Source organism: Paenibacillus hebaui, assembly GCF_051934385.1.
Lineage (GTDB): Bacteria > Bacillota > Bacilli > Paenibacillales > Paenibacillaceae > Paenibacillus.
Window position 1 is genome coordinate 922,546 of sequence record NZ_CP196836.1, and the last position, 26,213, is coordinate 948,758.

General features: G+C 46.0%; 23 protein-coding genes and 2 rRNA genes. 19 read left to right on the forward strand and 6 right to left on the reverse strand.

Translation table 11 applies throughout. From position 1 onward, the window contains the following. The first annotated feature begins 10 nt into the window (after positions 1 to 10). The 5 genes from ACR32F_RS04085 (at position 11) to ACR32F_RS04105 (ending at position 3,255) form a co-directional block, all read left to right on the forward strand. Positions 11 to 226: a helix-turn-helix domain-containing protein gene (locus ACR32F_RS04085; RefSeq protein WP_211083057.1), complete on the forward strand. Its 216-nt coding sequence runs from the start codon at positions 11 to 13 to the stop codon at positions 224 to 226. A gap of 104 nt (positions 227 to 330) precedes the next feature. Next, positions 331 to 540, forward strand: a complete 210-nt coding sequence (locus tag ACR32F_RS04090) for a helix-turn-helix domain-containing protein (RefSeq protein WP_017690565.1) — start codon at positions 331 to 333, stop codon at positions 538 to 540. A gap of 200 nt (positions 541 to 740) precedes the next feature. Further along, entirely contained in the window at positions 741 to 2,324 is a 1,584-nt protein-coding gene (locus ACR32F_RS04095; protein ID WP_440116406.1) for a glycosyltransferase family 39 protein, read from the forward strand. A gap of 5 nt (positions 2,325 to 2,329) precedes the next feature. After that, positions 2,330 to 2,920, forward strand: a complete 591-nt coding sequence (locus tag ACR32F_RS04100) for a hypothetical protein (protein WP_440116408.1) — start codon at positions 2,330 to 2,332, stop codon at positions 2,918 to 2,920. A gap of 116 nt (positions 2,921 to 3,036) precedes the next feature. Beyond that, a complete protein-coding gene (locus tag ACR32F_RS04105; protein ID WP_440116410.1) occupies positions 3,037 to 3,255 on the forward strand; it encodes a hypothetical protein in 219 nt (72 codons plus the stop codon). A gap of 27 nt (positions 3,256 to 3,282) precedes the next feature. Here ACR32F_RS04105 and ACR32F_RS04110 read toward each other — a convergent pair whose 3' ends face one another. Continuing rightward, a complete protein-coding gene (locus tag ACR32F_RS04110; RefSeq protein ID WP_440116412.1) occupies positions 3,283 to 3,495 on the reverse strand; it encodes a DUF6366 family protein in 213 nt (70 codons plus the stop codon). Between the two features lie 122 nt (positions 3,496 to 3,617). Next, positions 3,618 to 4,223, reverse strand: a complete 606-nt coding sequence (locus tag ACR32F_RS04115) for a hypothetical protein (protein WP_440116414.1) — start codon at positions 4,221 to 4,223, stop codon at positions 3,618 to 3,620. A gap of 226 nt (positions 4,224 to 4,449) precedes the next feature. Between ACR32F_RS04115 and ACR32F_RS04120 the strand changes: the two genes are divergently transcribed. Next, positions 4,450 to 4,899: a hypothetical protein gene (locus tag ACR32F_RS04120; RefSeq protein ID WP_440116416.1), complete on the forward strand. Its 450-nt coding sequence runs from the start codon at positions 4,450 to 4,452 to the stop codon at positions 4,897 to 4,899. Positions 4,900 to 5,190: 291 nt separating this feature from the next. Here ACR32F_RS04120 and ACR32F_RS04125 read toward each other — a convergent pair whose 3' ends face one another. Next, the gene (locus ACR32F_RS04125; RefSeq protein WP_440119676.1) at positions 5,191 to 5,595 is read right to left on the reverse strand and encodes a CBS domain-containing protein; all 405 of its coding nucleotides are present in this window, start codon (positions 5,593 to 5,595) and stop codon (positions 5,191 to 5,193) included. Between the two features lie 268 nt (positions 5,596 to 5,863). On the opposite strand from ACR32F_RS04125, the gene pbp4 reads away from it, so the two are divergent. From pbp4 to ACR32F_RS04165, 8 genes are all read left to right on the forward strand, one after another. Then, positions 5,864 to 7,936: a penicillin-binding protein PBP4(5) gene (gene pbp4, locus ACR32F_RS04130; protein WP_440116418.1), complete on the forward strand. Its 2,073-nt coding sequence runs from the start codon at positions 5,864 to 5,866 to the stop codon at positions 7,934 to 7,936. A 453-nt stretch (positions 7,937 to 8,389) separates the two neighbouring features. Further along, positions 8,390 to 8,809, forward strand: coding sequence for a VOC family protein (locus tag ACR32F_RS04135; protein WP_440119677.1), 420 nt, complete (start codon positions 8,390 to 8,392; stop codon positions 8,807 to 8,809). A 144-nt stretch (positions 8,810 to 8,953) separates the two neighbouring features. Then, positions 8,954 to 9,136 carry a hypothetical protein gene (locus ACR32F_RS04140; RefSeq protein ID WP_440116420.1) on the forward strand — a complete coding sequence of 61 codons (183 nt, stop codon included), beginning with the start codon at positions 8,954 to 8,956 and terminating at the stop codon, positions 9,134 to 9,136. Between the two features lie 30 nt (positions 9,137 to 9,166). Continuing rightward, complete coding sequence (locus tag ACR32F_RS04145; protein WP_440116422.1) at positions 9,167 to 9,346, forward strand: hypothetical protein; 180 nt, start codon at positions 9,167 to 9,169, stop codon at positions 9,344 to 9,346. A 319-nt stretch (positions 9,347 to 9,665) separates the two neighbouring features. Continuing rightward, complete coding sequence (locus tag ACR32F_RS04150) at positions 9,666 to 10,793, forward strand: FxLYD domain-containing protein (protein ID WP_440116424.1); 1,128 nt, start codon at positions 9,666 to 9,668, stop codon at positions 10,791 to 10,793. A 14-nt stretch (positions 10,794 to 10,807) separates the two neighbouring features. Then, entirely contained in the window at positions 10,808 to 11,956 is a 1,149-nt protein-coding gene (locus tag ACR32F_RS04155; protein WP_440116426.1) for a S1C family serine protease, read from the forward strand. Between the two features lie 120 nt (positions 11,957 to 12,076). Continuing rightward, positions 12,077 to 12,676: a TetR/AcrR family transcriptional regulator gene (locus ACR32F_RS04160; RefSeq protein WP_440119678.1), complete on the forward strand. Its 600-nt coding sequence runs from the start codon at positions 12,077 to 12,079 to the stop codon at positions 12,674 to 12,676. A 32-nt stretch (positions 12,677 to 12,708) separates the two neighbouring features. Further along, positions 12,709 to 13,929 (forward strand): MFS transporter, encoded by a 1,221-nt coding sequence (locus tag ACR32F_RS04165; protein ID WP_440116428.1) that lies wholly within the window; start codon positions 12,709 to 12,711, stop codon positions 13,927 to 13,929. A 99-nt stretch (positions 13,930 to 14,028) separates the two neighbouring features. On the opposite strand, the gene ACR32F_RS04170 is transcribed toward ACR32F_RS04165, so the two are convergent. From ACR32F_RS04170 to licT, 3 genes are all read right to left on the reverse strand, one after another. Further along, positions 14,029 to 15,438: a glycoside hydrolase family 1 protein gene (locus ACR32F_RS04170; protein WP_440116430.1), complete on the reverse strand. Its 1,410-nt coding sequence runs from the start codon at positions 15,436 to 15,438 to the stop codon at positions 14,029 to 14,031. 42 nt (positions 15,439 to 15,480) lie between these two features. After that, positions 15,481 to 17,379 carry a beta-glucoside-specific PTS transporter subunit IIABC gene (locus tag ACR32F_RS04175; RefSeq protein WP_440116432.1) on the reverse strand — a complete coding sequence of 633 codons (1,899 nt, stop codon included), beginning with the start codon at positions 17,377 to 17,379 and terminating at the stop codon, positions 15,481 to 15,483. A 181-nt stretch (positions 17,380 to 17,560) separates the two neighbouring features. After that, the gene (gene licT / locus ACR32F_RS04180) at positions 17,561 to 18,421 is read right to left on the reverse strand and encodes a BglG family transcription antiterminator LicT (protein WP_440116435.1); all 861 of its coding nucleotides are present in this window, start codon (positions 18,419 to 18,421) and stop codon (positions 17,561 to 17,563) included. Between the two features lie 310 nt (positions 18,422 to 18,731). On the opposite strand from licT, the gene ACR32F_RS04185 reads away from it, so the two are divergent. From ACR32F_RS04185 to ACR32F_RS04205, 5 genes are all read left to right on the forward strand, one after another. Further along, the gene (locus ACR32F_RS04185; RefSeq protein WP_440116437.1) at positions 18,732 to 18,899 is read left to right on the forward strand and encodes a DUF3934 family protein; all 168 of its coding nucleotides are present in this window, start codon (positions 18,732 to 18,734) and stop codon (positions 18,897 to 18,899) included. Positions 18,900 to 19,061: 162 nt separating this feature from the next. Continuing rightward, the gene (locus ACR32F_RS04190) at positions 19,062 to 19,493 is read left to right on the forward strand and encodes a MarR family winged helix-turn-helix transcriptional regulator (RefSeq protein ID WP_440116439.1); all 432 of its coding nucleotides are present in this window, start codon (positions 19,062 to 19,064) and stop codon (positions 19,491 to 19,493) included. 80 nt (positions 19,494 to 19,573) lie between these two features. Then, positions 19,574 to 20,746, forward strand: a complete 1,173-nt coding sequence (locus tag ACR32F_RS04195; RefSeq protein WP_440116441.1) for a YhgE/Pip domain-containing protein — start codon at positions 19,574 to 19,576, stop codon at positions 20,744 to 20,746. Between the two features lie 589 nt (positions 20,747 to 21,335). Continuing rightward, a 16S ribosomal RNA gene (locus ACR32F_RS04200) occupies positions 21,336 to 22,888 on the forward strand. A gap of 339 nt (positions 22,889 to 23,227) precedes the next feature. Next, positions 23,228 to 26,154 (forward strand): 23S ribosomal RNA (locus tag ACR32F_RS04205). The 16S and 23S rRNA genes sit together here, the layout of an rRNA operon. Positions 26,155 to 26,213: the final 59 nt, after the last annotated feature.

The following is a 26,213-nucleotide window of genomic DNA, read 5'->3' on the forward strand; positions in this document are numbered from 1 at the left end:
ATGTTCATAGATGATAAAATTTACTCTCGATGAGGTTCTCAAAGATAAAGGAATGACCATGTACGCCTTGGCTAAAAAATCCGGTGTGCGACCTAACACAATAGGTCAGTGGGTAACGGGTAATGGTGCTGAGGTCAAATCCATCACCATCGATACACTTGAACGAATTTGTCTTGCATTGGAATGTAAGCCAGGGGATATAATCAAAATGATTGATGAAAATTGATTAGTTGAACAATAGTTTAAGGCGTGTGAGAATTAAGTTTTGATATAAGTAATTCTGCAACCCTGTATCATTTGCTCTTTATGCTATCTGGAGGGAATACGATTATGATCAAGATTCATTTATCTCGTATAATGGGTGAGAAAAGAATTAACATTGCTGATTTATCCCGACTAACCGGATTACATAGAAATGGGATTGCCAAATTATATAATGAGGAAACTGATGGTGTGAAGTTCGATACACTGAACCGAATATGCGAGGCTTTGGATTGTGAGATTCAGGATATTATTGAGTTTATTAAGGATGAGAAGTGATCTTCAACGATTAGATTAAGGCCCTATACTTTTTTTGTAAAATGGACATGTAGACCGTTACCTTATCCAAGGGACGGTCTTTTTCTATGTATATACACATACTGATCTGCACCGATTGCAAACGTTACTCCCATTCAGCGATTTTTCAGGTAGAGCGATTATACTATTCCCGAATCCTGTATTGGCAAAGGAGTTTTGGCATGTCCAAGGTGATCCATAAGTCGCTTTATCTCATTCTGCTTGTTTTTGTTGGGCTGTTTATCGCCTCGTCCCTGTTTGTTCGAGCACAATATAATTACACATTGTACGGTGACAATCCCATTCTGGGCACGCAGCAGTGGATAATTTTCATACCTCTAATTGTTGTGCTGCTGGCATCCGGTTTTGGATTGTACCGTCTTTGCCTGAAGCTGAACAAGTACAGCCCGAAGGTTGTTGTTCCTTCGATATTACTCTGTTCTCTAGGCATTCAAATCGTAATTATATTCGTATTTCCACGAGTGCCCACCGATGATTCACAGACGGTGCTTTCACTTGCCATGAACATGCTCTACGATCAGGACTATTCCTCGTTCAAAACGGGTGGATATCTGCACATGTTCCCGTTTAATTTTTCTACCGTGTTATATCTAAAAACATTGTTATACCTGTTCCCGGATAACTATCTGGTGATTAAGCTATTCAATATTTTGTTTTCAACATTAACCACCTTTATGATTTATCTCATTTATAAGCAGTTGAATTACAAATCTACGGAGCGTGACTATGGGGTGCTGATTTTTGCGGCGACGTATCTGCCATCGCTGTTCTTGAACAACCTGATCTATAACGATGTAATTGCTACGGCATTTCTGACGTCTTGTCTATACTTTTTGATTCGGTTCGTGCGTGAAAAGTCGTGGAAAACCATCGTTATTGCTGCCATCCTGCTCGCGATAGGCAACTACTTCCGAAGTATTGGGGCTATTGTGCTGATTGCTGCGATTTTAACTATTCTGCTGAATATGCGAAGTATTGGTTACAAGAAAGTGATCGCCTCTATTGGTGTGCTGGCTATTTTGTTTAATGTTCCAAGCTGGACTCAAAATGCTGTCTTGAAGTCGACAGGGGCTGTAAGCGAACCTATTGGTGAAAATTCGGCACCCGTCTATATGTGGCTGAACATGGGGATTAATCTCGAACGAATCGGGTTCTGGGACAATATGGAGAGTTACCAAATCTATCAGAGACAGGCTCATTATAACAAGGCCGATAGTACAGAATTGTTTAAGCAGGAGATTGATACGAAGCTGTCTGAAGCGAGTATAAGTGACCTGGCGAAGATGTATTACAAAAAGATCATATGGACTTGGACCGAAGGCACCTATCAAATAGACCGCTACGGCATTGGAAATGAAAATCCTTCAGGTATGGGAAGAGGCTGGGCAGGTGGAATCGCAGGCTCCTACAGTTATACCAATGCAGTAACGGACTTGTTCCAGGGCGATTCAATTTACCGGAAGGGTTTGCTTTGGGTCGTTTATGTGATGAATTTCCTGATGTACTGTTTTATTTTCATACGCCTAATCGGTGGCATTCGAGGCAAGCGATATGATGAAGTTTCTCTGATTCTGGTTATTCTCGGTTTTATCGGCTTCTATATCCTGTGGGAGATTAAATCAAGGTATATCTACCCTGTCTATCCGCTGCTAGTGGTATTGTCGTACATGGGATTCAAAGATGCGTATCATTTCATGTTTCATCGAAAAAAAGAAAGGGAACGATTTTCCCTGAGAAAAGGGTGATCCGTATGCGAAAAAACAGTTACCTCACATCAGCTATGCTCTTGCTGTTGACCTGCACCGTCTTGCTCACTGGCTGCGACAACATTACTGCCCAGAACATTACCAATACCGGCTCTGCACAAGGTATGAATGGTGGCGGAATGATGGGTGGCGGTCCTGGCATGAACGGAGGAACACAGAGAGGTGGAGGAAATGGTATGGGTATGAATGGCCGTACCGGCGGTCCTGAAGCCATGCAGGGTATGATGAATGCTGACCTCACAGGGAGAGTGATCTCCGCCACAGATAGCACAGTCACGATCGCATTACTTGAGGTGCAGGACAATTCACCCACAGGTTCCAATAACGGAAGACAACTAGGCGCCTCCAGAGGAGGAAGCATGGATACCGATATGAAGGATACGGGCATTCAAATGAAATTGAACATAAGTAATGAAGTAAATATTACGAAAGGAATGGGCATGGATACCCCAGGTAATGACTCAAGCGCCAATTCCACCATTCAGGTATCTGATCTGAAAGAAGGAGATATCGTTATGGTTTGGTATAAGGACAACACCGAGGCTGTAGCACGGATGGTTGTTGTGCAATCCTAATCATACGAACGGTGAAATTCCACTGGTATGCCATGGATGTAGAGCAGAGCCTGGGCAGCTTAAGGGAGGAAATTCAGCCGTAGCAATGGAAGCAGAAGAAGAAGAAGACATCGTTTATGCAAGGGTATCGGGCAGAAGCGGGAGACACCTATGAGTTGGAGTCGATGTTCCCGGCGTGTCGCCGCTTTGCCAATCTGTACGGCTATGTACGTGTACTACGGTCTTCAGCAGAGCAGTGGGCGCATGAGCCGGAATGGATGACCGGATTAAGAACAAAGCTGGAGGAAGCGATGGCAGTAAAAGCAAAGCAGTTTGGTCAGGTGAATCTTCTCTAACTTTTAATGGAATTATTTCTATTCGTTTTAGAACACTAATTTATAAATTGCATACCCTATTACCAATATTACAATTAGAATTCCAGTGCCTTTCCACCCCAGTCCGCCAACTAAATCTGCGAAACTTCCGAATTGGGCACGATTTATACCATCACTAAACGTAATCATGGGTCTTCCTTTTAATTCTTCTTGTCTCAAACGTTCTCTTTTTTCTTCGGGTGTTTCTTCTCGAAAATTCATTAGACCACCCCTGAGATTTAATTTTTTTCGGTAAACAGAACCTATATTCAAAAAGAGCACAGATGATCCAGAGTAATTCAGGAACGTTTTGTGCTCTTTGCTGTATTCAAATGATGTACGACTTATGCTTCCAAGCTTAGGTCAAAATCAGGCTCACACATATAGTCGATCGGGTACAGATCATCTCTCGCCGAGATTAATGCACGGAGGTGCAGGTATACATTGTTGGGTTGTACCACAACACCACCAATACGATAGGGGGCAAGTTCGGCTACGACGAAAACATCCTCTGCATTATTACATTTGAAGATTACATTCTTCGGGTTACATACTTCCTCCATATAACTATACGTCATGACATGAAAGGAGCGCCCCTTCCAATTCGTCTGGATCACTCGATAGGATTGTGTGCGTACAAGATCAAGATAACGCTCCAGCGAGAAGGTATGCTCGAACTGGGTGATATACCCTTTTTTATCCACATCAATCGTAAATTCCACGTCATAGCTTTTTTGAAATTCTTCTTGGTACGTTCCCTTCATCATCTTCATCGTGTCAAAATATAATCCGAATTCGGGATCTACCACATAGGGAATCGCAATGAGCTCAGGGTTAACATGTTTGGTGATTTCACTGTTATTGGCAGTGCTGGTAATAAACTTGGATGGCTGAAGATCAATGGATCCAATCATTTTTCCAGCATAAGCAGGACTGCAGGTTATTCGCATAATTATCTCCTTTGTTGTTAATCAGTCATTAGACGAAGGAGAGGGATGAAAGTTTCGTCAGAATAAGGAAATAATTATGGGCTATGGATTTTCCTACTCATCGTGGGCTTTTTGGATTGAGTGGGTGGTAAATGATCGATTTCCAATCATCTTGTTCTTTTGATACAGTATTTATAGTAAATCCGGGAGGATACTCATCTTTGTTTAATTCATTAGGAGGCTCAAAATGTTATCCACTAAAGTGATTCAATATTGTCAGGACCAGGGCTGGTGGCATGAGGATGTCCCGGCTGAATACGAAGAAGCCTTGCGTAAATTAGGGATTGATTTACAGTCGGATTTTGCACAGTTTTATTTGCAAGCAGACGATGGGCCAACTTTTTATAGCAGGCATCAGGAAATCTATCAGATCTGTTGGATTATGGGAAACACGGTGTTTTTGGAAGACATGACGGTGGCTCAACTCACGTTGGGATTGCCTGAAGCCTACATACCGTTGGATAGCTTTGAAGGTGAGGGTGGATTCTTTTACAACCGACAAACGGGAGAGGTGGCTCTGGTGGAGCTTGGTGAGTCTATCGAACGTTTCCTGAGCGGTGAGAGTGCACCGCAGTGGACGAGCTTCAACCACTTTCTGGAATGGTATTTCGAGCTGGAGGATGAGGCTGTGGAATGAAGGAGCTGACACCGGAACATCCCGAGCTGGAGAGGAAGATTATTGAAACGGTGGAAGCAAACAATGTTCTGGATGAAATGCAGCAGCATGGGCAGCTCTTATCTATTATGATCAGGCATGGGGGAGGTTACCCGAGCCGAAGGCGGATTGGGAGAATTTTTTCGTATAAAAGCGGACATATGCAGATGGTCGGGTACCTGCATCCAAACAAAAATGACGAGCCCCAGGCTCGTCATTTTTGTTTCAGCCTTTTGCCATCAAGATCTGCAAAGGGCTATATTTCATTAAAGATTAGTCAGATATGTTACGCGTATAATATTCAATAATATCCTTACGCCGGATAATGCCGAGGAATACACGATCTACATCTACCACGGGCACAAAGTTTTGGTCTGCTGCCAACGTCAGCATATCCTCCATTTCAGCCTCGATGAAGACGCACTCATTATATACTCGGTTGTTAATCTCATGTACCTGAACCTGATCCATATTGTCGAATTCCAGTCCGGGTGTACTCCGCATCTTCCATAACAAATCACCTTCAGATAGCGTGGCAACATATTTTCCATCCTGGTCAATCACGGGAATGGCGGTATAATGCTGCGATTCAAGCTGCTCAATAGCATCTTTCATGGAAGCGGTAGACTTGATATAGGCCACTTCGGCTTTGGGGAGTAAAAAATAGCTGATTTCCATCATCAGGCTCCTTTTTCAGGCTTTTGCATAATTCGATGCAGACGCTTACGAACACAAGATCTAGAACTACTGGACTGTTTTGAACTATATCTTGTCTATTGAAAGAAGCTCCATGGATTTATGCAAAGGCTCTAGTCTGTAATCTCACTCTTCTTATTTAAACATATTATGTGAGCTTTCGGCTATTTTTAATGATAAATTCGTCAGATTTGTACCATTGTTTAATTGGCTCTGGAAATCTATAGTGTATATTAGAGGTGATGTGACCATGAAATCCAAACGTAAAATCATTTACGGACTGCTCCCCATCCTGTTTGCCGGTGGAATCGGAATGTACTTATACATGCAGAATAACAAAGCACAGGAACCGAAGCCAGAGACCACTGTAGATCAGTACATAGAGCATTTGCAAAAGAAAGAATTTGACCAATTGTATGGCCTGATGACGCCCGCTTCGCTGGATGAGTCAGGTATGAACCGTGATCAGTTTGTGGAGAAATATAACGCCATCTATTCGGGTATGGAGGTATCTGCGATCAAGGTAGAGTTGAAACCACAGGTAGCCGTACCAGCAACCGAAAGTGATCAAACACTGAACCCGGATACTTATGAAGTGGACTACAACCTGCAATTGACAACCTTTTTGGGTGAAGTAAACGAGACGCAGAAATTGAAGGTTGTTCGCCAGGAACTTGAGGATGGCAGTAAAAGTTGGCGGATCAACTGGCAGCCCTCCATGATTCTGACGGACATGATCAAGGGAAGTAAGGTGAGGGTAAGAACACTTTTCCCGGAACGTGGAGACATTGTTGATCGTGATGGGCTGCCTCTCGCCACCAAGGGAGACATATATGAATGGGGCATTGTACCTGAGAAACTGGGAGAGAACCCGGAGCAAATGATCGCCCGAATTGCCAAACATTATAATGTAACAGAGGATATGATTAACACTGCGCTTGCACAGAAATGGGTGAAGCCAGCGTATTTTGTCCCTATAGCTTCAACAGAGGATTCAAGGGTGCCTACAGAACTGGGTGGTGTGAAGGTCCAGTCTAAGGAGATTAGATATTATCCGCTTGGTGAGGCTGCTGCACATCTGATCGGCTACGTGCGCAAGGCCACCAAGGAAGATCTGGAGAAAGATAAGGGAGGCTATTACCGTGCGGAAGACTGGATCGGCAAAGCGGGGCTGGAGCAATCTATGGAGAAGCAGCTTCGTGGCGAACGAGGCGGCTTGATTGAGATCACAGATGAATCTGGCAACACTCGCTCAGAGCTCATCCGCAAAGATGCGGTAGACGGCCAGAATATTCAACTGACGATTAGCTCGGATACGCAGCGGAAGTTGTATAAAACGTTATCCAGTGGGGGTGACGCCGGGGCGATGGTGCTGATGAACCCGACAGATGGTAACTTGCTGGCCTTGGTTAGTGCGCCCGCTTATAACCCGAACAAAATGGTTACCGGGCTGACACAGGCAGAGTGGGATGCCTATTCGGCAGATGAGAAGTTGCCTTTTATCAACAGATTTACGAATCGATATGCGCCGGGTTCAACCTTCAAAGCAATTACGGCAGCAGCAGGACTAATGGAGAAGGTCACCACGGCAGACAAAACACATGATATCTCAGGTCTGCAATGGCGCAAGGATGATAGTTGGGGCGGTTACTATGTAAAACGTGTAAAAAGTCTTTCCCCTGTGAATATGGTCGATGCATTGGTCTACTCGGACAATATCTATTTTGCGAAGGAAGCCGTAGAGATGGGCAGCACCAAGTTTATTGATGGCATCCAGAAATTCGGGTTTGGTGATAACTTTGGGCTGGATGAACTCTATTTGAAACCAAGCCAGTATGCAAATGAAGCTCATCTCGATCTGGCTTCTGAGGTATTGCTTGCTGATACGTCCTATGGACAAGGAGAAATGTTGATGTCGCCCATTCATCTGGCGTCGTCCTTCACCCCTTTTATTAATGAAGGAAAAATGGTGAAGCCTGTGCTGATACAGGAAAAGGAAGCTGCTGAACCTGAAGTCGTGATCACGCCTGAAGTGGCGAATACGGTGAAGGATGCATTGGGCGAGGTCGTTTCCCGAGCGGGAGGAACGGCTCACTCTCTGAACTCACTCCCTGGAGGACTGGCTGCCAAGACCGGAACAGCCGAGCTGAAAGCCAAGAAGGGAGAGAAGGGGCAAGAAAACGGATTTTTCGTGGTGTTTGATACCGATTCGCCATCCTTCCTGTTATCCGCGGTCATTGAACAGGTAAACGGCCGTGGCGGCAGCCATTATGTCGTGGATAAACTGAAGCCTTTTCTAGAGAAGTTGGAAGTAAGGCAGTAATTCCCGATATAAGATGTAGCCATAATCATATGTAAAGCCCAGCCACCATTCATGTTTTCAATGGCGACTGGGCTTTTATTTCATTTTATCTTTATGGAATCGTTTTATTTTCGAGCGATCAGCATGAAACGTGCCGAGTTGGTACGAATCCCCTGTTCGCAGCATCGTTTTTTTTCATTATATACGTTCCTCCAATGTGAATAATGGATTTAAGCCAAATGTTGTTCATCATCGTTATAGTTCTATGTCGAGCAGGCTCAAAAAGGGCAGACGTATCCCGTGATAGCTGGCACGCGTTTTGACCCAGCCCGACGACTAATTACTTCGACGATTCGGAAGCAACATCCGTTTCACCTCACATTGTAGATTATCGTTATTATAATGAATTGACAGCGCATACGCGAGATGTTATTTTGAGGTGAAATCCATTCTATTCAATTGAGGTGATCGATGGTGGCTGTTCGTGCCAAGCAGATTTTTGTCAATTTGCCGGTTAAGGATTTGAAGAAGTCCGTTGAATTTTTTAAAAAAGTAGGGTTTGAATTCAATGCGAATTTTACTGACGAGTCTGCAACTTGCATGATCATTGGAGACAATATCTATGCGATGCTGCTGGTAGAGGATCGTTTTCAATCCTTTATTTCGAAAAAAATATCCAATTCAACGGACACGGCGGAAGTCATCGTAGCCTTGTCGGTGGAGAGTCGTGAACAGGTTGATGTGATTGTACAAGCTGCCTTGGATGCTGGCGGCAAACCATATAATGATCCTCAGGATCATGGGTTTATGTATGGGTGGAGTTTTCAGGACCCGGATGATCATCTATGGGAAGTTTCCTATATGGATCTAAGTAGCTTTCCTACGCAAGAATAGAATACGTTCGTCTGTGCCTTCCTATTTAATAGGGAGGCATTTTTGGCGTCCATTTATCTGAGTCATACACATTCACACATCCATTTCGATATGGAAATGAATAGGATAACGCATGCTTGTTAAAACGATCACAGGGAGATGACCATGACCCGTTCCAATGTGAAAAGTTATGGCTACCGTGTTGGCAAAAATCAATATATCGTGATTCAGATTCGTCAAACGGCCAAAGGACATGCAGACATAGGCAACGTGCTTGCAAGTAATGCAGTGAATATACAGGTCATGAAACAGAAGGGGCGCCGCTCTTCTCGCAAACCGTTAAGGTAGTCAAGTATATAAAGATAAGGGGATGATGTGATGAGTACTCGCAAAAATCATAAACATGCTAAACAGGTTAACCGGGTGGATGTAGATAAAAGCCGCCTAAAGTTTCAGGCGAGACAATCTGCCAAAGCTTCGGTGGGTCAGGGCGGCAATGCATTTGCGATCAATGCCAACGAACTTGGTAACATCCGGGTACGCGCAGGACAGCAATGATACAAGAACAGAGGTACCGAAATTTGGTATCTCTTTTTTTGGGGGACATACACAGTGTATATCACACGAACATATGGTGTATTTTACCTTTTTGCTATATGATAAGTGTCGATTCATGTTGGCGCTTTGTATTGAAGGATGCAATAGGCTGATGTACTAGAAAACAAAGTATACATACGTTCTTTTTGATGGAGGGATCAGGGTGTATTGTCACGTATGCGGGACCAAAAGCAGTCCGGGGGATAGCACATGTAGAAAATGTAAAACAAAACTGAAAGATGCAAGCTCCTCAGAGGAACAGATCTGGGCGGAAACAGCCGTGGGTTTGGAAAAAGGAACAGGGCAAACAGCCGAATCTTTATCCCGGCAGCAACAGCCCTCACCCATGCAGGACAAAACCAGCCAAGGCCGTGCATTTAGCTGGATCATTCCCTTGCTTCTGGCAGCGGTAATGGGGGCTCTGCTGACGTATTATTATAAGCAGGAGAGCGCTATAAATGCAGATGTAAAGGCGCTGCATCTGCAAGCAGAACAAGCTGCGCTGGACGGGAAATATAAAGAGGCTTTGCAGCTATTGGACACGGCTCTTACGAAGCGACCCAACGTTGATGCACTTATACAGGATCGCCAAATCACGGCGAAAGCGTTCAATTTGATGAATCAGTTGAATGAGGCTGCCACAAGTCTGAAAACAGGAAAACTCTCAGAAGGAGACAAATCCATTCAGGCAGTAGCGAAAGCGCTGAAAGAGCGAGAAGAGCCCGTTTTCACCAAAGTACGTGCCACATTAAGTAATAGAAAGGTTACACTGGCTGTACTGAAGGTGAAAAAAGAAATCGATAGTTTGACGACAGTAGAGGCACTGGCTGAGAAGCTGGATACGATATCGAATCTAAAGGGTAAGGAAGCCGAAGCAGTAGAAAAGCAAATTGTCGACAAGCTGGCAGGCGTTAGTTATAAGCAGGCGGAGCAGCAAGTCAAGAAAAAGGATTTTACAGCGGCATTGCAAACGGTCGATCAAGGGCTGTCTTATGCGCCGGAGGATGACAAACTGACAGCGTATCGTGAACGGGTCCTGAGTGAGAAGAAGAATTTTGAGAAAGCGGAAGCGGAACGGATTCAACTTGCCGAACAACAGGCAGCAGAAGAAGACCTGAAGAATAGAACGTCGGCAGTGAGCATTGTGAATGTCGAAGCAACGCTTGATATGTATGGTGACCTTTATATTAGCGGTTCAATCGTTAACAATGCGACACGGCCGATCTCCTCCGTCACCGTCGTGGTCGATATTTATGGTACAGACGGCACTTATCTGGGTCAGACTTATGTGGATGTGTATCCAAGCTGGCTTGAAGTGGGTGAAGAAGGTTTTTTTGAAACGTATTACTATGGTGTATACCAGGAAGCAGAAGTATCTGTTGTGAATGCAACGTGGTATCTGGAATAGGAGGATAGGTTGGAATGGCCAAACGAATATGGAGCACAATTATATCCAGTGCAATCATTATAGGAGCCGGAGCAGGAGGCGTGTTCTGGATTCACAATTATACAGCAGATCAGCTGCAGGCTGAGCCGAGATTGGCTGTTGTTACTGCGAAGGAAACGGAAACCGCAGCATCCAAACCGTCCTCCAAGACAGCCGTGAAGAAAACACGTAAACAGATTATTGAAGAGAGTCAGAAAAAAGTGGTTACGATCGAGAGCAGCAGCGGACTAGGCTCCGGTTTTCTCTATAACGACCAGGGAGATGTTGTAACCAATGCACATGTGGTAGAAGGTTCGAAGGAAGTGACGATACGTACCCTGAATCATGAGGAATATAAAGGAACAGTGATCGGAATCGGGGAAGAAACAGATGTTGCTGTCGTTCGAGTACCTGATCTAAAGAAGGTCAAACCGCTGGCTATAGCCAAATCCAAAGCCGAAACTGGAGATGAAATCTTGGCTCTGGGGAGCCCGCTGGGGTTGGAGAATACAGTAACCACAGGTATTATCAGCGGTGTTGGACGCAGCTTCGAAATTGCGCCTTACATTTACAGCAATCTGTATCAGATCTCGGCACCGATTACCCATGGCAACAGTGGCGGACCACTAATCAACGCAGAGACGGGCGAAGTACTCGGTGTTAATTCAGCCGTTGTGGAGCAGGAGGGAGGGATCGGGTTCAGTATCCCTATCACCAGTGTGCTGAAGCAGGTGCAAGCCTGGTCCAAGAAGCCATCCAGCACGACGGCGGTTCAGACGGCTGGTGGTAATGGGTCGGGATCGATCTCAGCCTCTGCGGAAGCAGAAGGGTTGGTGACCGAGTTTTACAACAGCCTGAATTTAAGTGACTATGTTACAGCCTATGCTTTGCTCGGCAGTGCATGGCAGAGCGGTACAAGTTATGCCAAGTTTCGTGAGGGTTACCTCGACACCAGTTATGTGACTATTGGAGAGGTCGCTTCTACAGATAAGGGCAATGACGAGATGGAAGTCACTGCAGTGATTACAGCCGATGAACGCAGGGATGGCGAATATGTAACGACGAAGTATAAGGTTACATATCAGGTTGCTTCTGAGAATGGTCAACTGAAAATACTGCATGGCAAAGGTAAGAAAATAAAATAAATCATCAAAGGAGAGCTGGCATCGTTACCACTTCTCCTTTTTGATTGCTTATATTGAATGGATCTGATAAAATACAGAACGAATGTTCAGTATGCATGGAACGGAGTGAACCGGATGATTATGAATAAAAAGCAACTTCAAACCGAGCAGACGAAGAAGAAACTGGCCGATGCCTCCAAAGCTCTTTTTGTACAAAAGGGATTTAAGGCGACATCGATTGAAGATATCGTTGCTGCGACGGGTAGCAGCAAGGGCAATATATATTATCATTTTAAGAGTAAAGAGGGTCTCTTTCTCTACTTGATTGATGAATGGGATCGGGAGTGGGAAGCGAATTGGGCGGCCAAAGAACATCTTTATCGAACTTCTACCGACAAGATTTACGGACTGGCTGAACAACTCGTCATGGATGACATGAATCACCCTTTGACCAAGGCAGCCGATGAGTTCTTCACCGGGGAAAAGAAAGAAAATGATATCGAGGAACGAATCGCCTTGATGTTTGAGCGGCATATTCAATTTAACAAACAAATGATAGAACAAGGGATTGAGAGCGGTGAGTTCAAAGCAGACAATGTAGATAATTTGGCACTGATATTGGAAAGTACCATTATTGGTCTTAGTCAGATGTCACGGGGGATGGAGCCTGATCAGGCTCTAGCGTTATACCGCCAGGCTGCCAGTGTATTCTTGCACGGGATTGCAAAAGATAAGGATTAAGCAACATTTTGACAACTACGGAGGATGGAATCATGGCATTACTTACACGGAACAGGGGCGCATTGCTGCTGTTAATGTTTAATATTTTTCTCGTTTTTACAGGTATTGGTCTGGTTGTTCCGATCATGCCTGCGTATATGGATCTACTTCATATCACGGGGTTCACGGTTGGTTTGCTGGTAGCGGCGTTCTCCTTCACCCAGTTTCTGTTCTCACCGCTTGCGGGTCGTTGGTCGGATACGTGGGGACGTAAGAAAATTATAGTTGGCGGCATGCTGATCTTTGCTGTATCGGAGTTTATGTTTGGTGCAGTTAATGCACCAGCGTTGCTCTTCGCAGCACGGATGCTTGGTGGTATTGGAGCAGCAATGATCTTCCCGGCGGTTATGGCATACACCGCGGATATTACGACAGAGGAAGAACGCGGCAAAGGTATGGGCTTGATCAATGCAGCCATTACAACCGGATTTATCATTGGTCCGGGAATTGGTGGATACATTGCGGACTTTGGGATTCGTATCCCATTCTACGCCGCAGGGGTTGCCGGTTTGCTGGCATCCATCATTACATTGATTATTTTGCCAGAATCCACACGAAGCACAGGAGAGCAGAGTAAACCTGTCGCTGGCGCAGCGAAGGTCAAAGCTCCGGGTATGGTATCCCAATTGCTGCGTTCGTACCGTGAGCCGTACTTTTTCAGTTTAATCATCGTATTTGTTATGGCCTTTGGTCTGGCTAACTATGAGACGGTTTTCTCACTCTTCGTGGATCACAAGTTCGGCTTCACGACGAAAGATATTGCGTTCATTATTACATTTGGTTCTATTGCTGGGGCGGTCGTACAAGTATCCCTGATCGGTTGGCTGTTGAATCGATTTGGTGAGAAGAAAGTCATCTCGGTCTGCCTGCTATTTGTAGCGGTATTTGTACTGTTGACCCTGTTTGTAAGTACGTATTGGATGATTCTTGTCGTAACGTTTATCGTCTTTCTTGGTATGGATATTTTGCGTCCGGCGATCAGTACACAGATGTCCAAGCTGGCACAGGAACAGCAGGGCTTTGTGGCCGGACTGAACTCGGCGTATACAAGTTTGGGGAATATCGCAGGTCCAATTGTCGCGGGAGCATTATTTGATGTGAATATTAACTATCCTTACGTTTCGGCAGCTGCCGTTCTGGCAATCTGTTTCCTGTTATCCCTGAGGGTACTCAGAGGGGGCAAAACAACGAAGCAACCGAAGGCTGAAATGTAATTTCATTTTGGAAAAGAAATGCATCAACACAAATGCATCCATACAAAAAAGTCGACTACACATGAAACATGTGCAGTCGACTTTTTTAATATTACGGTATTAACGGATTTCTCCATTCGTTTCAATCAGTTTTTGATACCAGTGGAAGCTTTGTTTGCGGATACGTCTTAATTCCTTGATATCGAATTCCTCACGATCCACGTAGATGAATCCATAACGTTTGCTTGATCCCTGATGTGTGCTAACCAGATCGATCGCAGACCAAGGGCAGAAGCCGAATACATCCACGCCGTCCGCAATCGCCAGTTGAATCTGTTCGATATGTTTATTGAAGAATTCAATACGATATGGATCGTTGACTACGTCGCCTTCCTCCAGCTTATCAAATGCACCCAGACCATTTTCCGTAACGATCAATGGCAGATGATAACGGGAGTAGATCTGACGCAGGGTAGAGCGGAAGCCCACCGGATCAATTTCCCATCCAAACTCAGTTTTTTGCAGATTCGGATTCACAGATCCTCTATAAGCACCCGGCTCGCCTACAATTTCATGCTGGTCTCCTGTGTGGGAGAAGTCATTACCATCGTTGAGACTTTCACCAACGGTCTGCGATGTATAGTAGTTGAATGCAATAAAGTCAGGGTTTCCTTGTGCCAGGATATCCATGTCTCCGTCTTCAATGACGGGAGTATATCCTTTTTCTTCGAGATAACTCCAGGCAATATGATTATAACGTCCGTATACCGCCATATCGAGATAGAGCCAGTTGCGAATGGCAGCATAGTTATCTGCTGCAAGTGTGTCTTCCGGTTTAGAGCTCGCCGGGTAGATTACACCGATATTGGGTGCTGGGCCAATTTTGGCTTCAGGCAGCATTTTATGACACAGTACCATGGCTTTGGCTTGAGCTACCAGCATGTGGTGATTTTGCTGATACAGTGTTTTTTGCGGATCAACAAGCGTTGTATCCAGTGTACCCAGAGAGCCGGGATGCAGGATCAGCATATTTTGTTCGTTGATGGTCAGCCAATATTTAACCCGGTCTCCATAGTTCTCATAAAGGGTTTTCGCATATTGTTCAAAGGCATCAATCGTTGCACGGTTGGACCAGCCGCCTTTTTCTTCAAGCGCATAAGGAAGATCAAAGTGATACATGGTCACAATGGGCTCGATGCCGTATTTAATTAACTCATTAATGAGGGAATCGTAAAAGGCGAGTCCCTTCGGATTCACTTCACCTGCTCCTTGCGGATAGATGCGTGTCCAGGCGATGGAGAAACGGTAGGCTTTGAAGCCCATTTCAGCCAGCAACGCGACATCTTCTTTGTACATATGATAGTGATCACTAGTAACTTTGAAGTCGGTTACGCCTTCCACATGGTTTCCCATATCAATGACAGAAGGGCCTTTGCCATCTTCATTCCAGGCTCCCTCGATCTGATAGGCGGAGGTTGAACCTCCCCAGAAGAAATCTTTGGGAAATGGTTTCAGTTGAGTATGCTTCATTGTTAGTTCCTCCTAAGTTGAATACGGTTGATATAAATTGGGTCAGACAACGAGAGTCAGCAGGATATCATTTTTCTGTACCTGTTCCTGAGTTGTTTCGAACACATCCACTTCCTGCTGCGTTAAAGTAACAATGACAGGGGTTACGGTTTCGTACCCGGCTTCCTTGATTTTATCGAGTTCAAACTGGATCAACAGATCGCCCTGTCTGACGATATCACCTTCCTGAACGACAGGAGAGAAGTGTTTTCCCTTCAGTGCCACCGTGTTGATGCCGATATGAATCAGAATCTCCGTACCTGCGTTAGTTGTTAAACCAATGGCATGTCCAGTTGGGAAGAGTGAAGTGACAACGCCATCTACGGGAGCGACAACTTCGCCAATCTCAGGGACAATCGCCAAACCTTTGCCCATAGCACCAGTCGAAAAAGCTGGATCGTTAATGGTACTCAGTGCTACGGTCTTACCTGTAAGTGGGCTATAAATTTGTTCCTTTTTGATTTCAGTTGTTTTGGTCTCAGGTACGACAGGAAGTTCTTCCGGTGTACTTTCAGCCGATGTGTTGGAGACAGATTCATTTTTCTCGGAAACTGTGTCTTTGGTTTTGCTTTCATAACCGAACATCACCGTTAATACCGCTGCTACAGCAAAGGAGCAGGCAATCGCAATCACGTAGACAAGCGTTGGTGTATAGACGGGAATGGCAAATATATTGTGGAACACATAAGCAGTCATTTTAACACCAAAGTGACCATTAATGGCACCGCCGATCGCACCTGCGATGACCACGATAGGAATCACTCGTTTATAACGCAGGATCAGACCGTATACGATTGGTTCAGTTACACCTGCAAGTAAACCGGTAAGGCTGGTCGAACCAGCAAGAGTTCGCAGGGTTTTGTTCTTTTTGGCTTTCAGGAAAATACCGAAGGCAACACCGATTTGTGCAAACACGGCTGCAGCAGCCATGGCTTCAATCGGATCGCCGCCAACCCCGATATTCTGTATCGTAATTGGAGTAAAGCCCCAGTGGAGTCCGAAGACAACCATGAAGGTCATGAATCCACCCAGCACAACCCCTGATAATATACCGCTGACGCCGATGAGCCAAGTTACGCCGGAAGAGATCCAGTCACCTACAGTGGTGCCGAATGGTCCAAAGGCCATTGCGGATAGAGGAACCATAATCATCAAAGCAATCATCGGTACCAGGAACAATTGCAGGTCTTTCAAAATGATCTTCTTGAGTAACTTATCCAGAACAGCGTAGATGCTGATCGAAATGAAGATCGGGAATACGCTGGCTGAATAATTCATCATGACAACCGGTATGCCCAAGAACGATACATCCGAGCCTTTATCCATCAGTCCAGTGAAGCTTGGTTCCATCAGAGCGGCACCAATCACACCGGCTACATAAGGATTGGCTTTCAGTTTCATACCCAGCGTGATGCCGAGGAAAATGGGCAAGAAATAAAATACAGCGTTGCCGGCAGCGGACAGAATCAGGTACGTGTCACTTGTATCGGACATCCATCCAAGCATGGTCAGGACGGTCAGCAAAGCTTTCAACATACCTGAGCCTGCCATAGCCGGGATTAACGGCGAGAAACTTCCGGAAATAATTTCAAAAACCTTGGATAATAGTGAGGTTTTTTCCCCTGTGGACTCAGCCGATGAGGAGGAATCTCCTCCGAAATCCCGGTTTTTCATGATCTCCGCATATACATGAGCCACATTGCTGCCAATAACGACCTGGAACTGTCCGCCACTTTCAACAACGGTAATGATACCGTCGTGTTTCTCCAGTGTTTCGCGTTCGGCCTTTTTCGAATCTTTCAGGTCGAATCTCAGCCGGGTTGCACAGTGGACAAGCCCGTTTATATTGGCTTCTCCGCCGACGAGGCGAACGATGTCATCCCCCATTTTTTTATGATCCATGTTCATTCTCCTTTGTGGTTAAGATTGCCTGAAAAAAAAATACCTAAACGAATGGCTATGATCATCGGAAAGATGACCTGCTGCCAATCATTTAGGTATCGCCTGCTTTACCAGTAACAATCCTTGTCGTTAAGTTGTGAGACCTACTATAAATGACGCCGAAATCGTTTGCAAGCTTTTTTTATTCAGTATCCAGCAGATCGTTACGGGAAGTGACACGTTGAATATGGATCGTCAAATACACCTTTTCATCAATGGACATAGCGCTTTCAAACTTGCCCTCAAGGTACTGATTGATCCGTTGTGTGCACTCAAAAGCCTTGCTATATTTGTCTTTCACTTGCTCATACAGGAAGTTGTCACCCGAAGCGAATTGCTCCTGTTCATTACTCAGCATTCTCTGTACAAAGTATTGCAAATGAGTAATAAACCGGGAATAATTAAATGAATTCTCATCCAAGACAATGTGGTAATGATTGGTGACAATGTTGAAAATATCATCAATGACTTCGGTAATTTCAACCGTTTGTTTCATTCCCTGAGCATCTTGACGGGCGTTCACAAAATGCATGGCAATAAAGCTGGCCTCATGTTCATCCATTTGGATACCGAATTGTTCCTGAATTAGCTTTACGGCATTCATACCAATCAGGAATTCCTTTTTGTAGAACTTCTTGATCTGCCACAAAAGGGAGTTCTTCAGCCCGACGGATTTGCGGTACCGGGTAATGGCAAACTGAATGTGATCGATCAATGATATATAGATATTATCACTAAAAATATCGCCCATTTCCTTTTTGGCGTGGCCCACAATTTCGTCCGCTAACTTCAAATATTCGACCGATGTTTCCCCAATTAGATCAATCAGTTTTTGCGGTATTTTATCCGATTTCAGCACAAAAGTTTTTTCAATTTTATCCTCATCCACGGGCTGCCCATTTTTCTTTTTGAAGCCCAGACCGTTGCCAATGACAACAAATTCGTGACCAACCTGGTTCTCTGCCCGGATGACATTGTTGTTAAAAATCTGACGGATGATCATATATGTTTCACCTCAATTGGTCGTAATAATAACAAAAAACCCAAACTAAGGCTTAATAGACAGCCTTGGTTTGGGTATCGCCTGCTTACCAGTAACAATCCCGAAGAAGATGCAGCTTCCTCTTTCAATTATGTCCACTATACCGCTTTCATAACAGAATAACAATACAATGATTTATGGAAATGGACGTAAAGACGTGGATTTTTGGTATAATAAGAATTGCTGGAAGTGAATTAGATGGGCTGGGTTGCATAATAAGTTACCGAGGACGGTCATTTTTAAGCATATACAGGATTATTGGAGTGATAACATGAGCAAAGCAAAAGGAAAAGGTGGCACCGGCCGTGGTACTGGCAAAAAAGGCTGGAACCGTTGGCAAGCCGCTGCTAACCGTGCGAAAAGTACCCCTAAGCCTTATAAAAGTAAAGGCACGAAGAAGAAGGACGACACCGAAACTTCAAGTGACAAGCCCGAGTAAGTGGGGCTCGACAATGACAGAGAAGAGAGCTGCCTGACTATCGGGTGGGTCTCTTTTTGTTTGGAAATATAAAAAAAATTGACAGCATTGTAGATATGGTAATAATATAAAGCTTACGCAAATTAGATGGTAGTGCTACTATTTGGAGAAAGGAGCATCAGCATGCCTGTTAATTTGGATGAAAATCCACTTGGACTGATTCTGTCACGGACGTATCTGGCATACAAAAAAACAACAACCAGAAATCTGAGTGAACAGGATATTACTCCGGAACAATTTGCAGTTCTGAATGAATTGAGTAAGGCTGGAAGCCATATATCACAGAAGAAGTTGGCTGAATTAACCGTTCGTGACCAGACAACTGTAGGCAAAATTATAGACAAATTGATTCGCAAAGGTCTGGTTACGAGAGAAGAAGATCCACAGGACCGCAGAGCGGTTTTGCTTTGTTTGACGGCGGAAGGACTGGAAATGAATAACGCTCTGACCCCAAAGGCAAAACAGCAAGAGCAAGAGGCACTTGCCGAATGTTCCCCTGCAGAGCTTGAAGCATTCATGAGCGTGATGAATCGGATCTATGACAAGATGAAATAAATTTTTTTGGCCTAATATGTGCATGTGCATATATATGTATTGCAATTATTTTAATTTTAACCATTGGGAGTCGTGAACGAATGAAAAGCTTCAAAGAGTTTCTTAAAGTGCCACAGACAAAAGTAGGTTTGGTTTTTGCATTGATTGTTCCATTGTTATTTGTTGTGATCTGGATGACGGGTTATCATCAGGCCACGGAGAGAGTAGATCAGCTTCAAGTTGCCCTGGTGAACGAAGATGGGATACAGGGGACAGAGGTGCAAGAGCAGATAGAGACGCTCGCGCCTTTCCATATAACTGTGCTGGATTCTGCCAAGGAAGCCGAGCAACAGATGAATGCAGGGAACTATGCGATGGTTATTGTTATTCCGCAAGGGTTCGCTAATCAGATTGCAGGCGAAACAGACGCGAGCTTGTCCTTTTATATCAATCAGGGAAATGCGGATGTAGCCAAATCCATTTTGGAACACGCGGCTACAGGAATCACTACACAAATGGGTCAACGGATTCTGGAGTCCAAGGTTCAAGTGACACTCAATAACGATCGTATCAACAATGAGGATTTAAGTACGGCAATTGGACAAGCGATGGCGAAGATGAATGAAGGGCCTGTGAAGGCCGAAATTAATAAAACGAACAGTGTCAGTGATTTTGCAACATCGATGCTGCCCATGATTCTGGGTTTTATCACCTACATTGCTGCGATGACCATGAACATTCAGTTCAATATTACGTCGAATATCATGAAGCGTAACCATTCCAAATGGGAAATCTTCTGGGGACGGCAAATGCTGTTATTGTGTATAGCTGTGATCGTTCCCCTAATTGTGGATATAGTAGCTCTCCAGTTAACGGATGTTGCGAGCTCCTTCGGCGCTTTGTACCTGTATCATGTGCTGGTGAGTCTGGCTTGTATCTGTTTTACACAAATGAGTTTTGCCCTGTTTGGCAATGCAGGCCCTCTATTTAATGTAGCCATGGTTCCGCTCCAGTTGATGACAGCAGGAAATATCATTCCAGCCGAGATGCTGGCGCCATTCTACCGTTATATTGGGAACTTTTTGCCCGCTTCCAATGGAGTACAGGGATTTATGCGTTTGATCTATAGTGGAGAAGCTGTGGGTGGATACATGGTTCATCTTCTGTTGATCGCGGTCATAACATGGGGAATTACGTTGCTGCGAGTGGGATTGCATCAAGAAGGAAGAGGGAAAATGAAGACGATGCCTTCGACAGCATCGGTGCAACATTAAAAGTTTGCTTCTATATATGATGTTATACCATATCAGGCAAAAGCGGTTCATGTAGGGTTTAACCTCATGGATCGCTTTTTACTATCTTGCAAACGAAATAGCCAGGGTTTAATAACATGAATGATCAGTTGAGTTTTACACTTCGTAAAAAGAAAGAATACATTCTGTCACCAATAGGCATAACAATGTGTCCAAGTAATATGTGAGATATGAGGAAAGAATTCCAGTGAAACAACATTAATTAAATTAATGTTGTAATTATTAATTCTGTGTGATATATTATTAATCCGGCCAAGAAAACACAAGATACACGGTGCGGCAAGCAAATGATTGAAGCTTCGAAAGAAACTTAAAAAAAGAGCTTGCAAAGTTGGTTCGGAAGTGATATGATATAAAAGTTGCCGAAGAGAACAACGACGGTAACGAAAATAAGTTTGATCTTTGAAAACTGAACAACGAGTGAGTAAACATTCTGCTTGCAGAATGAACGCGAAAGTTTGAGACAAGCCTTGGCTTGAATCGACTGGAGCACAAATGAGATTTTTAATCTCGTCAGATTCAAAATGAGCTTATCGCTCTTTTCAATACTTTATTGGAGAGTTTGATCCTGGCTCAGGACGAACGCTGGCGGCATGCCTAATACATGCAAGTCGAGCGGAGTGGATAGGAAGCTTGCTTCCTTGATACTTAGCGGCGGACGGGTGAGTAACACGTAGGCAACCTGCCCTCAAGCTTGGGACAACTACCGGAAACGGTAGCTAATACCGAATACTTGTTTTCTTCTCCTGAAGGAAACTGGAAAGACGGAGCAATCTGTCACTTGGGGATGGGCCTGCGGCGCATTAGCTAGTTGGTGAGGTAACGGCTCACCAAGGCGACGATGCGTAGCCGACCTGAGAGGGTGATCGGCCACACTGGGACTGAGACACGGCCCAGACTCCTACGGGAGGCAGCAGTAGGGAATCTTCCGCAATGGGCGAAAGCCTGACGGAGCAATGCCGCGTGAGTGATGAAGGTTTTCGGATCGTAAAGCTCTGTTGCCAGGGAAGAACGTCCTTGAGAGTAACTGCTCAAGGAGTGACGGTACCTGAGAAGAAAGCCCCGGCTAACTACGTGCCAGCAGCCGCGGTAATACGTAGGGGGCAAGCGTTGTCCGGAATTATTGGGCGTAAAGCGCGCGCAGGCGGTCATTTAAGTCTGGTGTTTAATCCCGGGGCTCAACCCCGGATCGCACTGGAAACTGGGTGACTTGAGTGCAGAAGAGGAGAGTGGAATTCCACGTGTAGCGGTGAAATGCGTAGATATGTGGAGGAACACCAGTGGCGAAGGCGACTCTCTGGGCTGTAACTGACGCTGAGGCGCGAAAGCGTGGGGAGCAAACAGGATTAGATACCCTGGTAGTCCACGCCGTAAACGATGAGTGCTAGGTGTTAGGGGTTTCGATACCCTTGGTGCCGAAGTTAACACATTAAGCACTCCGCCTGGGGAGTACGGTCGCAAGACTGAAACTCAAAGGAATTGACGGGGACCCGCACAAGCAGTGGAGTATGTGGTTTAATTCGAAGCAACGCGAAGAACCTTACCAGGTCTTGACATCCCTCTGATCGATGCAGAGATGTATCTTTCCTTCGGGACAGAGGAGACAGGTGGTGCATGGTTGTCGTCAGCTCGTGTCGTGAGATGTTGGGTTAAGTCCCGCAACGAGCGCAACCCTTATATTTAGTTGCCAGCACTTCGGGTGGGCACTCTAGATAGACTGCCGGTGACAAACCGGAGGAAGGTGGGGATGACGTCAAATCATCATGCCCCTTATGACCTGGGCTACACACGTACTACAATGGCCGGTACAACGGGCTGCGAAATCGCGAGATGGAGCGAATCCCAACAAAGCCGGTCTCAGTTCGGATTGCAGGCTGCAACTCGCCTGCATGAAGTCGGAATTGCTAGTAATCGCGGATCAGCATGCCGCGGTGAATACGTTCCCGGGTCTTGTACACACCGCCCGTCACACCACGAGAGTTTATAACACCCGAAGTCGGTGGGGTAACCGCAAGGAGCCAGCCGCCGAAGGTGGGATAGATGATTGGGGTGAAGTCGTAACAAGGTAGCCGTATCGGAAGGTGCGGCTGGATCACCTCCTTTCTATGGAGAATCGTTTCCCGAGTGGAAACATTCAAAACCAAGTCTTCAGGAAGCATGCTTCCGAAGCGAGCTTTACTTCGTAAAGCTTTTAACTCACTCGTTGCTCAGTTTTGAGAGCTCAAACTCTCAAACAGCTTGCTTTTGCATGGAGCTTGTTCTTTGAAAACTAGATATCGAAACGAAATTTTGCGATTTAGAACATTCCTTTAAACTGATCTTGTGTAAACAAGTGAAGTGTTTATAAGGTAGATTGCATGAGCGAGTGATCGAAATGGAGCGACTTTTGGCTTTGGACGTAGTCCAAAACAAGCGGAGCGACAGCTCGAACACGAGCGATATGGTTAAGCTACTAAGAGCACACGGAGGATGCCTAGGCGCTAGGAGCCGATGAAGGACGTGGCGAACAACGAAACTGCCTCGGGGAGCTGTAAGCAAGCTTTGATCCGGGGGTGTCCGAATGGGGAAACCCAGCTGGGGTAATTTCCAGTTACTCACAACTGAATACATAGGTTGTGCAGAGGCATACCAGGGGAACTGAAACATCTAAGTACCCTGAGGAAGAGAAAACAATAGTGATTCCGTCAGTAGCGGCGAGCGAACGCGGAGAAGCCCAAACCAGAGAGCTTGCTCTTTGGGGTTGTGGGACGTCTCACATGGAGTTACAAAGGAGCCGATTAAGCGAAGAGGTCTGGAAAGGCCCGCCAAAGAAGGTAAAAGCCCTGTAGTTGAAAGTCTGCTCTCTCCGAGACCAATCCCGAGTAGTGCGGGGCACGTGAAACCCCGTATGAATCCGGCAGGACCATCTGCCAAGGCTAAATACTTCCTAGCGACCGATAGTGAAGCAGTACCGTGAGGGAAAGGTGAAAAGCACCCCGGAAGGGGAGTGAAATAGAACCTGAAACCGTGTGCTTACAAAAAGTCAGAGCCCGTTTTAGGGGTGATGGCGTGCCTTTTGTAGAATGAACCGGCGAGTTACGTTCCCGTGCAAGGTTAAGGTGATGAGCCGGAGCCGCAGCGAAAGCGAGTCTGAATAGGGCGAGTTAGTACGTGGACGTAGACCCGAAACCGGGTGATCTACCCCTGTCCAGGGTGAAGGTGCGGTAACACGCACTGGAGGCCCGAACCCACGCATGTTGAAAAATGCGGGGATGAGGTGGGGGTAGCGGAGAAATTCCAATCGAACTCGGAGATAGCTGGTTCTCCCCGAAATAGCTTTAGGGCTAGCCTCGGAAAACAGAGTCGTGGAGGTAGAGCACTGATTGGGTGCGGGGCCCGCAAGGGTTACCAAGCTCAGTCAAACTCCGAATGCCATAGACTTACTTCCGGGAGTCAGACAGTGAGTGCTAAGATCCATTGTCAAAAGGGAAACAGCCCAGACCATCAGCTAAGGTCCCCAAGTGTGTGTTAAGTGGAAAAGGATGTGGAGTTGCCCAGACAACCAGGATGTTGGCTTAGAAGCAGCCACCATTGAAAGAGTGCGTAATAGCTCACTGGTCGAGTGACTCTGCGCCGAAAATGTAACGGGGCTAAACACACCACCGAAGCTATGGCTTGATGCTTTGCATCAGGGGTAGGGGAGCGTTGTATAAGGGTTGAAGGTGTACCGTAAGGAGCGCTGGACATTATACAAGTGAGAATGCCGGTATGAGTAACGAAAAGATCAGTGAGAATCTGATCCGCCGAAAGCCTAAGGGTTCCTGAGGAAGGCTCGTCCGCTCAGGGTAAGTCGGGACCTAAGGCGAGGCCGAAAGGCGTAGTCGAAGGACAACAGGTCGAAATTCCTGTACCACCGTAAGCCGTTATGAGCAATGGGGGGACGCAGCAGGGTAGTGACGCGGACTGATGGATGTCCGTCTAAGCAGTGAGGCTGATGTGTAGGCAAATCCGCACATCGATAAGGCTGGGCTGTGATGGGGAGCGAAAATTATAGTAGCGAAGGTCATGATCTCACACTGCCAAGAAAAGCCTCTAGCCAGGTGATGGTGCCCGTACCGCAAACCGACACAGGTAGGCGAGAAGAGTATTCTAAGGCGCGCGGAAGAACTCTCGTTAAGGAACTCGGCAAAATGACCCCGTAACTTCGGGAGAAGGGGTGCCCCGGTAGTGTGAATAGCACGAGGGGGCCGCAGTGAAAAGGCCCAAGCGACTGTTTAGCAAAAACACAGGTCTGTGCGAAGCCGTAAGGCGAAGTATACGGGCTGACGCCTGCCCGGTGCTGGAAGGTTAAGGGGAGTGGTTAGGAGCAATCCGAAGCTGTGAACCGAAGCCCCAGTAAACGGCGGCCGTAACTATAACGGTCCTAAGGTAGCGAAATTCCTTGTCAGGTAAATTCTGACCCGCACGAATGGCGTAACGACTTGGGCGCTGTCTCAACGAGAGATCCGGTGAAATTTTAATACCTGTGAAGATGCAGGTTACCCGCGACAAGACGGAAAGACCCCATGGAGCTTTACTGCAGCTTGATATTGAATTTGGGTACGATCTGTACAGGATAGGTGGGAGCCTTTGAAGCATGAGCGCCAGCTTGTGTGGAGGCACCGTTGGGATACCACCCTGATCGTATCTAGGTTCTAACCTGGTACCGTAATCCGGTACGGGGACAGTGTCAGGTGGGCAGTTTGACTGGGGCGGTCGCCTCCTAAAGAGTAACGGAGGCGCCCAAAGGTTCCCTCAGAATGGTTGGAAATCATTCGAAGAGTGCAAAGGCATAAGGGAGCTTGACTGCGAGACCTACAAGTCGAGCAGGGACGAAAGTCGGGCTTAGTGATCCGGTGGTACCGCATGGAAGGGCCATCGCTCAACGGATAAAAGCTACCCTGGGGATAACAGGCTTATCTCCCCCAAGAGTCCACATCGACGGGGAGGTTTGGCACCTCGATGTCGGCTCATCGCATCCTGGGGCTGAAGTAGGTCCCAAGGGTTGGGCTGTTCGCCCATTAAAGCGGTACGCGAGCTGGGTTCAGAACGTCGTGAGACAGTTCGGTCCCTATCTGTCGTGGGCGTAGGAAATTTGAGAGGAGCTGTCCTTAGTACGAGAGGACCGGGATGGACGTACCGCTGGTGTACCAGTTGTTCCGCCAGGAGCACCGCTGGGTAGCTATGTACGGAAGGGATAAGCGCTGAAAGCATCTAAGCGTGAAGCCCCCCTCAAGATGAGATTTCCCAGTATGTAAGACCCCTTGAAGACGACGAGGTAGATAGGCTGGGGGTGGAAGTGCAGCAATGCATGGAGCTGACCAGTACTAATCGGTCGAGGGCTTATCCAATATGCACGTTGTAAGACGCAAATTTCGTTTCGAATCTAGTTTTCAGAGAACAAATACTC

Bases quoted from the DNA above. Each gene is read 5' to 3' on its own strand.
- ACR32F_RS04165 (WP_440116428.1), top strand. From the start codon at position 12,709: ATGGCATTACTTACACGGAACAGGGGCGCATTGCTGCTGTTAATGTTT.
- ACR32F_RS04125 (WP_440119676.1), bottom strand. From the start codon at position 5,595: ATGGAAATCAGCTATTTTTTACTCCCCAAAGCCGAAGTGGCCTATATC.
- ACR32F_RS04155 (WP_440116426.1), top strand. From the start codon at position 10,808: ATGGCCAAACGAATATGGAGCACAATTATATCCAGTGCAATCATTATA.
- ACR32F_RS04175 (WP_440116432.1), bottom strand. From the start codon at position 17,379: ATGGATCATAAAAAAATGGGGGATGACATCGTTCGCCTCGTCGGCGGA.
- ACR32F_RS04190 (WP_440116439.1), top strand. From the start codon at position 19,062: ATGCCTGTTAATTTGGATGAAAATCCACTTGGACTGATTCTGTCACGG.
- ACR32F_RS04195 (WP_440116441.1), top strand. From the start codon at position 19,574: ATGAAAAGCTTCAAAGAGTTTCTTAAAGTGCCACAGACAAAAGTAGGT.
- ACR32F_RS04105 (WP_440116410.1), top strand. From the start codon at position 3,037: ATGCAAGGGTATCGGGCAGAAGCGGGAGACACCTATGAGTTGGAGTCG.
- ACR32F_RS04120 (WP_440116416.1), top strand. From the start codon at position 4,450: ATGTTATCCACTAAAGTGATTCAATATTGTCAGGACCAGGGCTGGTGG.
- licT (WP_440116435.1), bottom strand. From the start codon at position 18,421: ATGATCATCCGTCAGATTTTTAACAACAATGTCATCCGGGCAGAGAAC.
- ACR32F_RS04110 (WP_440116412.1), bottom strand. From the start codon at position 3,495: ATGAATTTTCGAGAAGAAACACCCGAAGAAAAAAGAGAACGTTTGAGA.
- ACR32F_RS04095 (WP_440116406.1), top strand. From the start codon at position 741: ATGTCCAAGGTGATCCATAAGTCGCTTTATCTCATTCTGCTTGTTTTT.
- pbp4 (WP_440116418.1), top strand. From the start codon at position 5,864: ATGAAATCCAAACGTAAAATCATTTACGGACTGCTCCCCATCCTGTTT.
- ACR32F_RS04140 (WP_440116420.1), top strand. From the start codon at position 8,954: ATGACCCGTTCCAATGTGAAAAGTTATGGCTACCGTGTTGGCAAAAAT.
- ACR32F_RS04090 (WP_017690565.1), top strand. From the start codon at position 331: ATGATCAAGATTCATTTATCTCGTATAATGGGTGAGAAAAGAATTAAC.
- ACR32F_RS04085 (WP_211083057.1), top strand. From the start codon at position 11: ATGATAAAATTTACTCTCGATGAGGTTCTCAAAGATAAAGGAATGACC.
- ACR32F_RS04100 (WP_440116408.1), top strand. From the start codon at position 2,330: ATGCGAAAAAACAGTTACCTCACATCAGCTATGCTCTTGCTGTTGACC.
- ACR32F_RS04145 (WP_440116422.1), top strand. From the start codon at position 9,167: ATGAGTACTCGCAAAAATCATAAACATGCTAAACAGGTTAACCGGGTG.
- ACR32F_RS04185 (WP_440116437.1), top strand. From the start codon at position 18,732: ATGAGCAAAGCAAAAGGAAAAGGTGGCACCGGCCGTGGTACTGGCAAA.
- ACR32F_RS04115 (WP_440116414.1), bottom strand. From the start codon at position 4,223: ATGCGAATAACCTGCAGTCCTGCTTATGCTGGAAAAATGATTGGATCC.
- ACR32F_RS04170 (WP_440116430.1), bottom strand. From the start codon at position 15,438: ATGAAGCATACTCAACTGAAACCATTTCCCAAAGATTTCTTCTGGGGA.
- ACR32F_RS04160 (WP_440119678.1), top strand. From the start codon at position 12,077: ATGAATAAAAAGCAACTTCAAACCGAGCAGACGAAGAAGAAACTGGCC.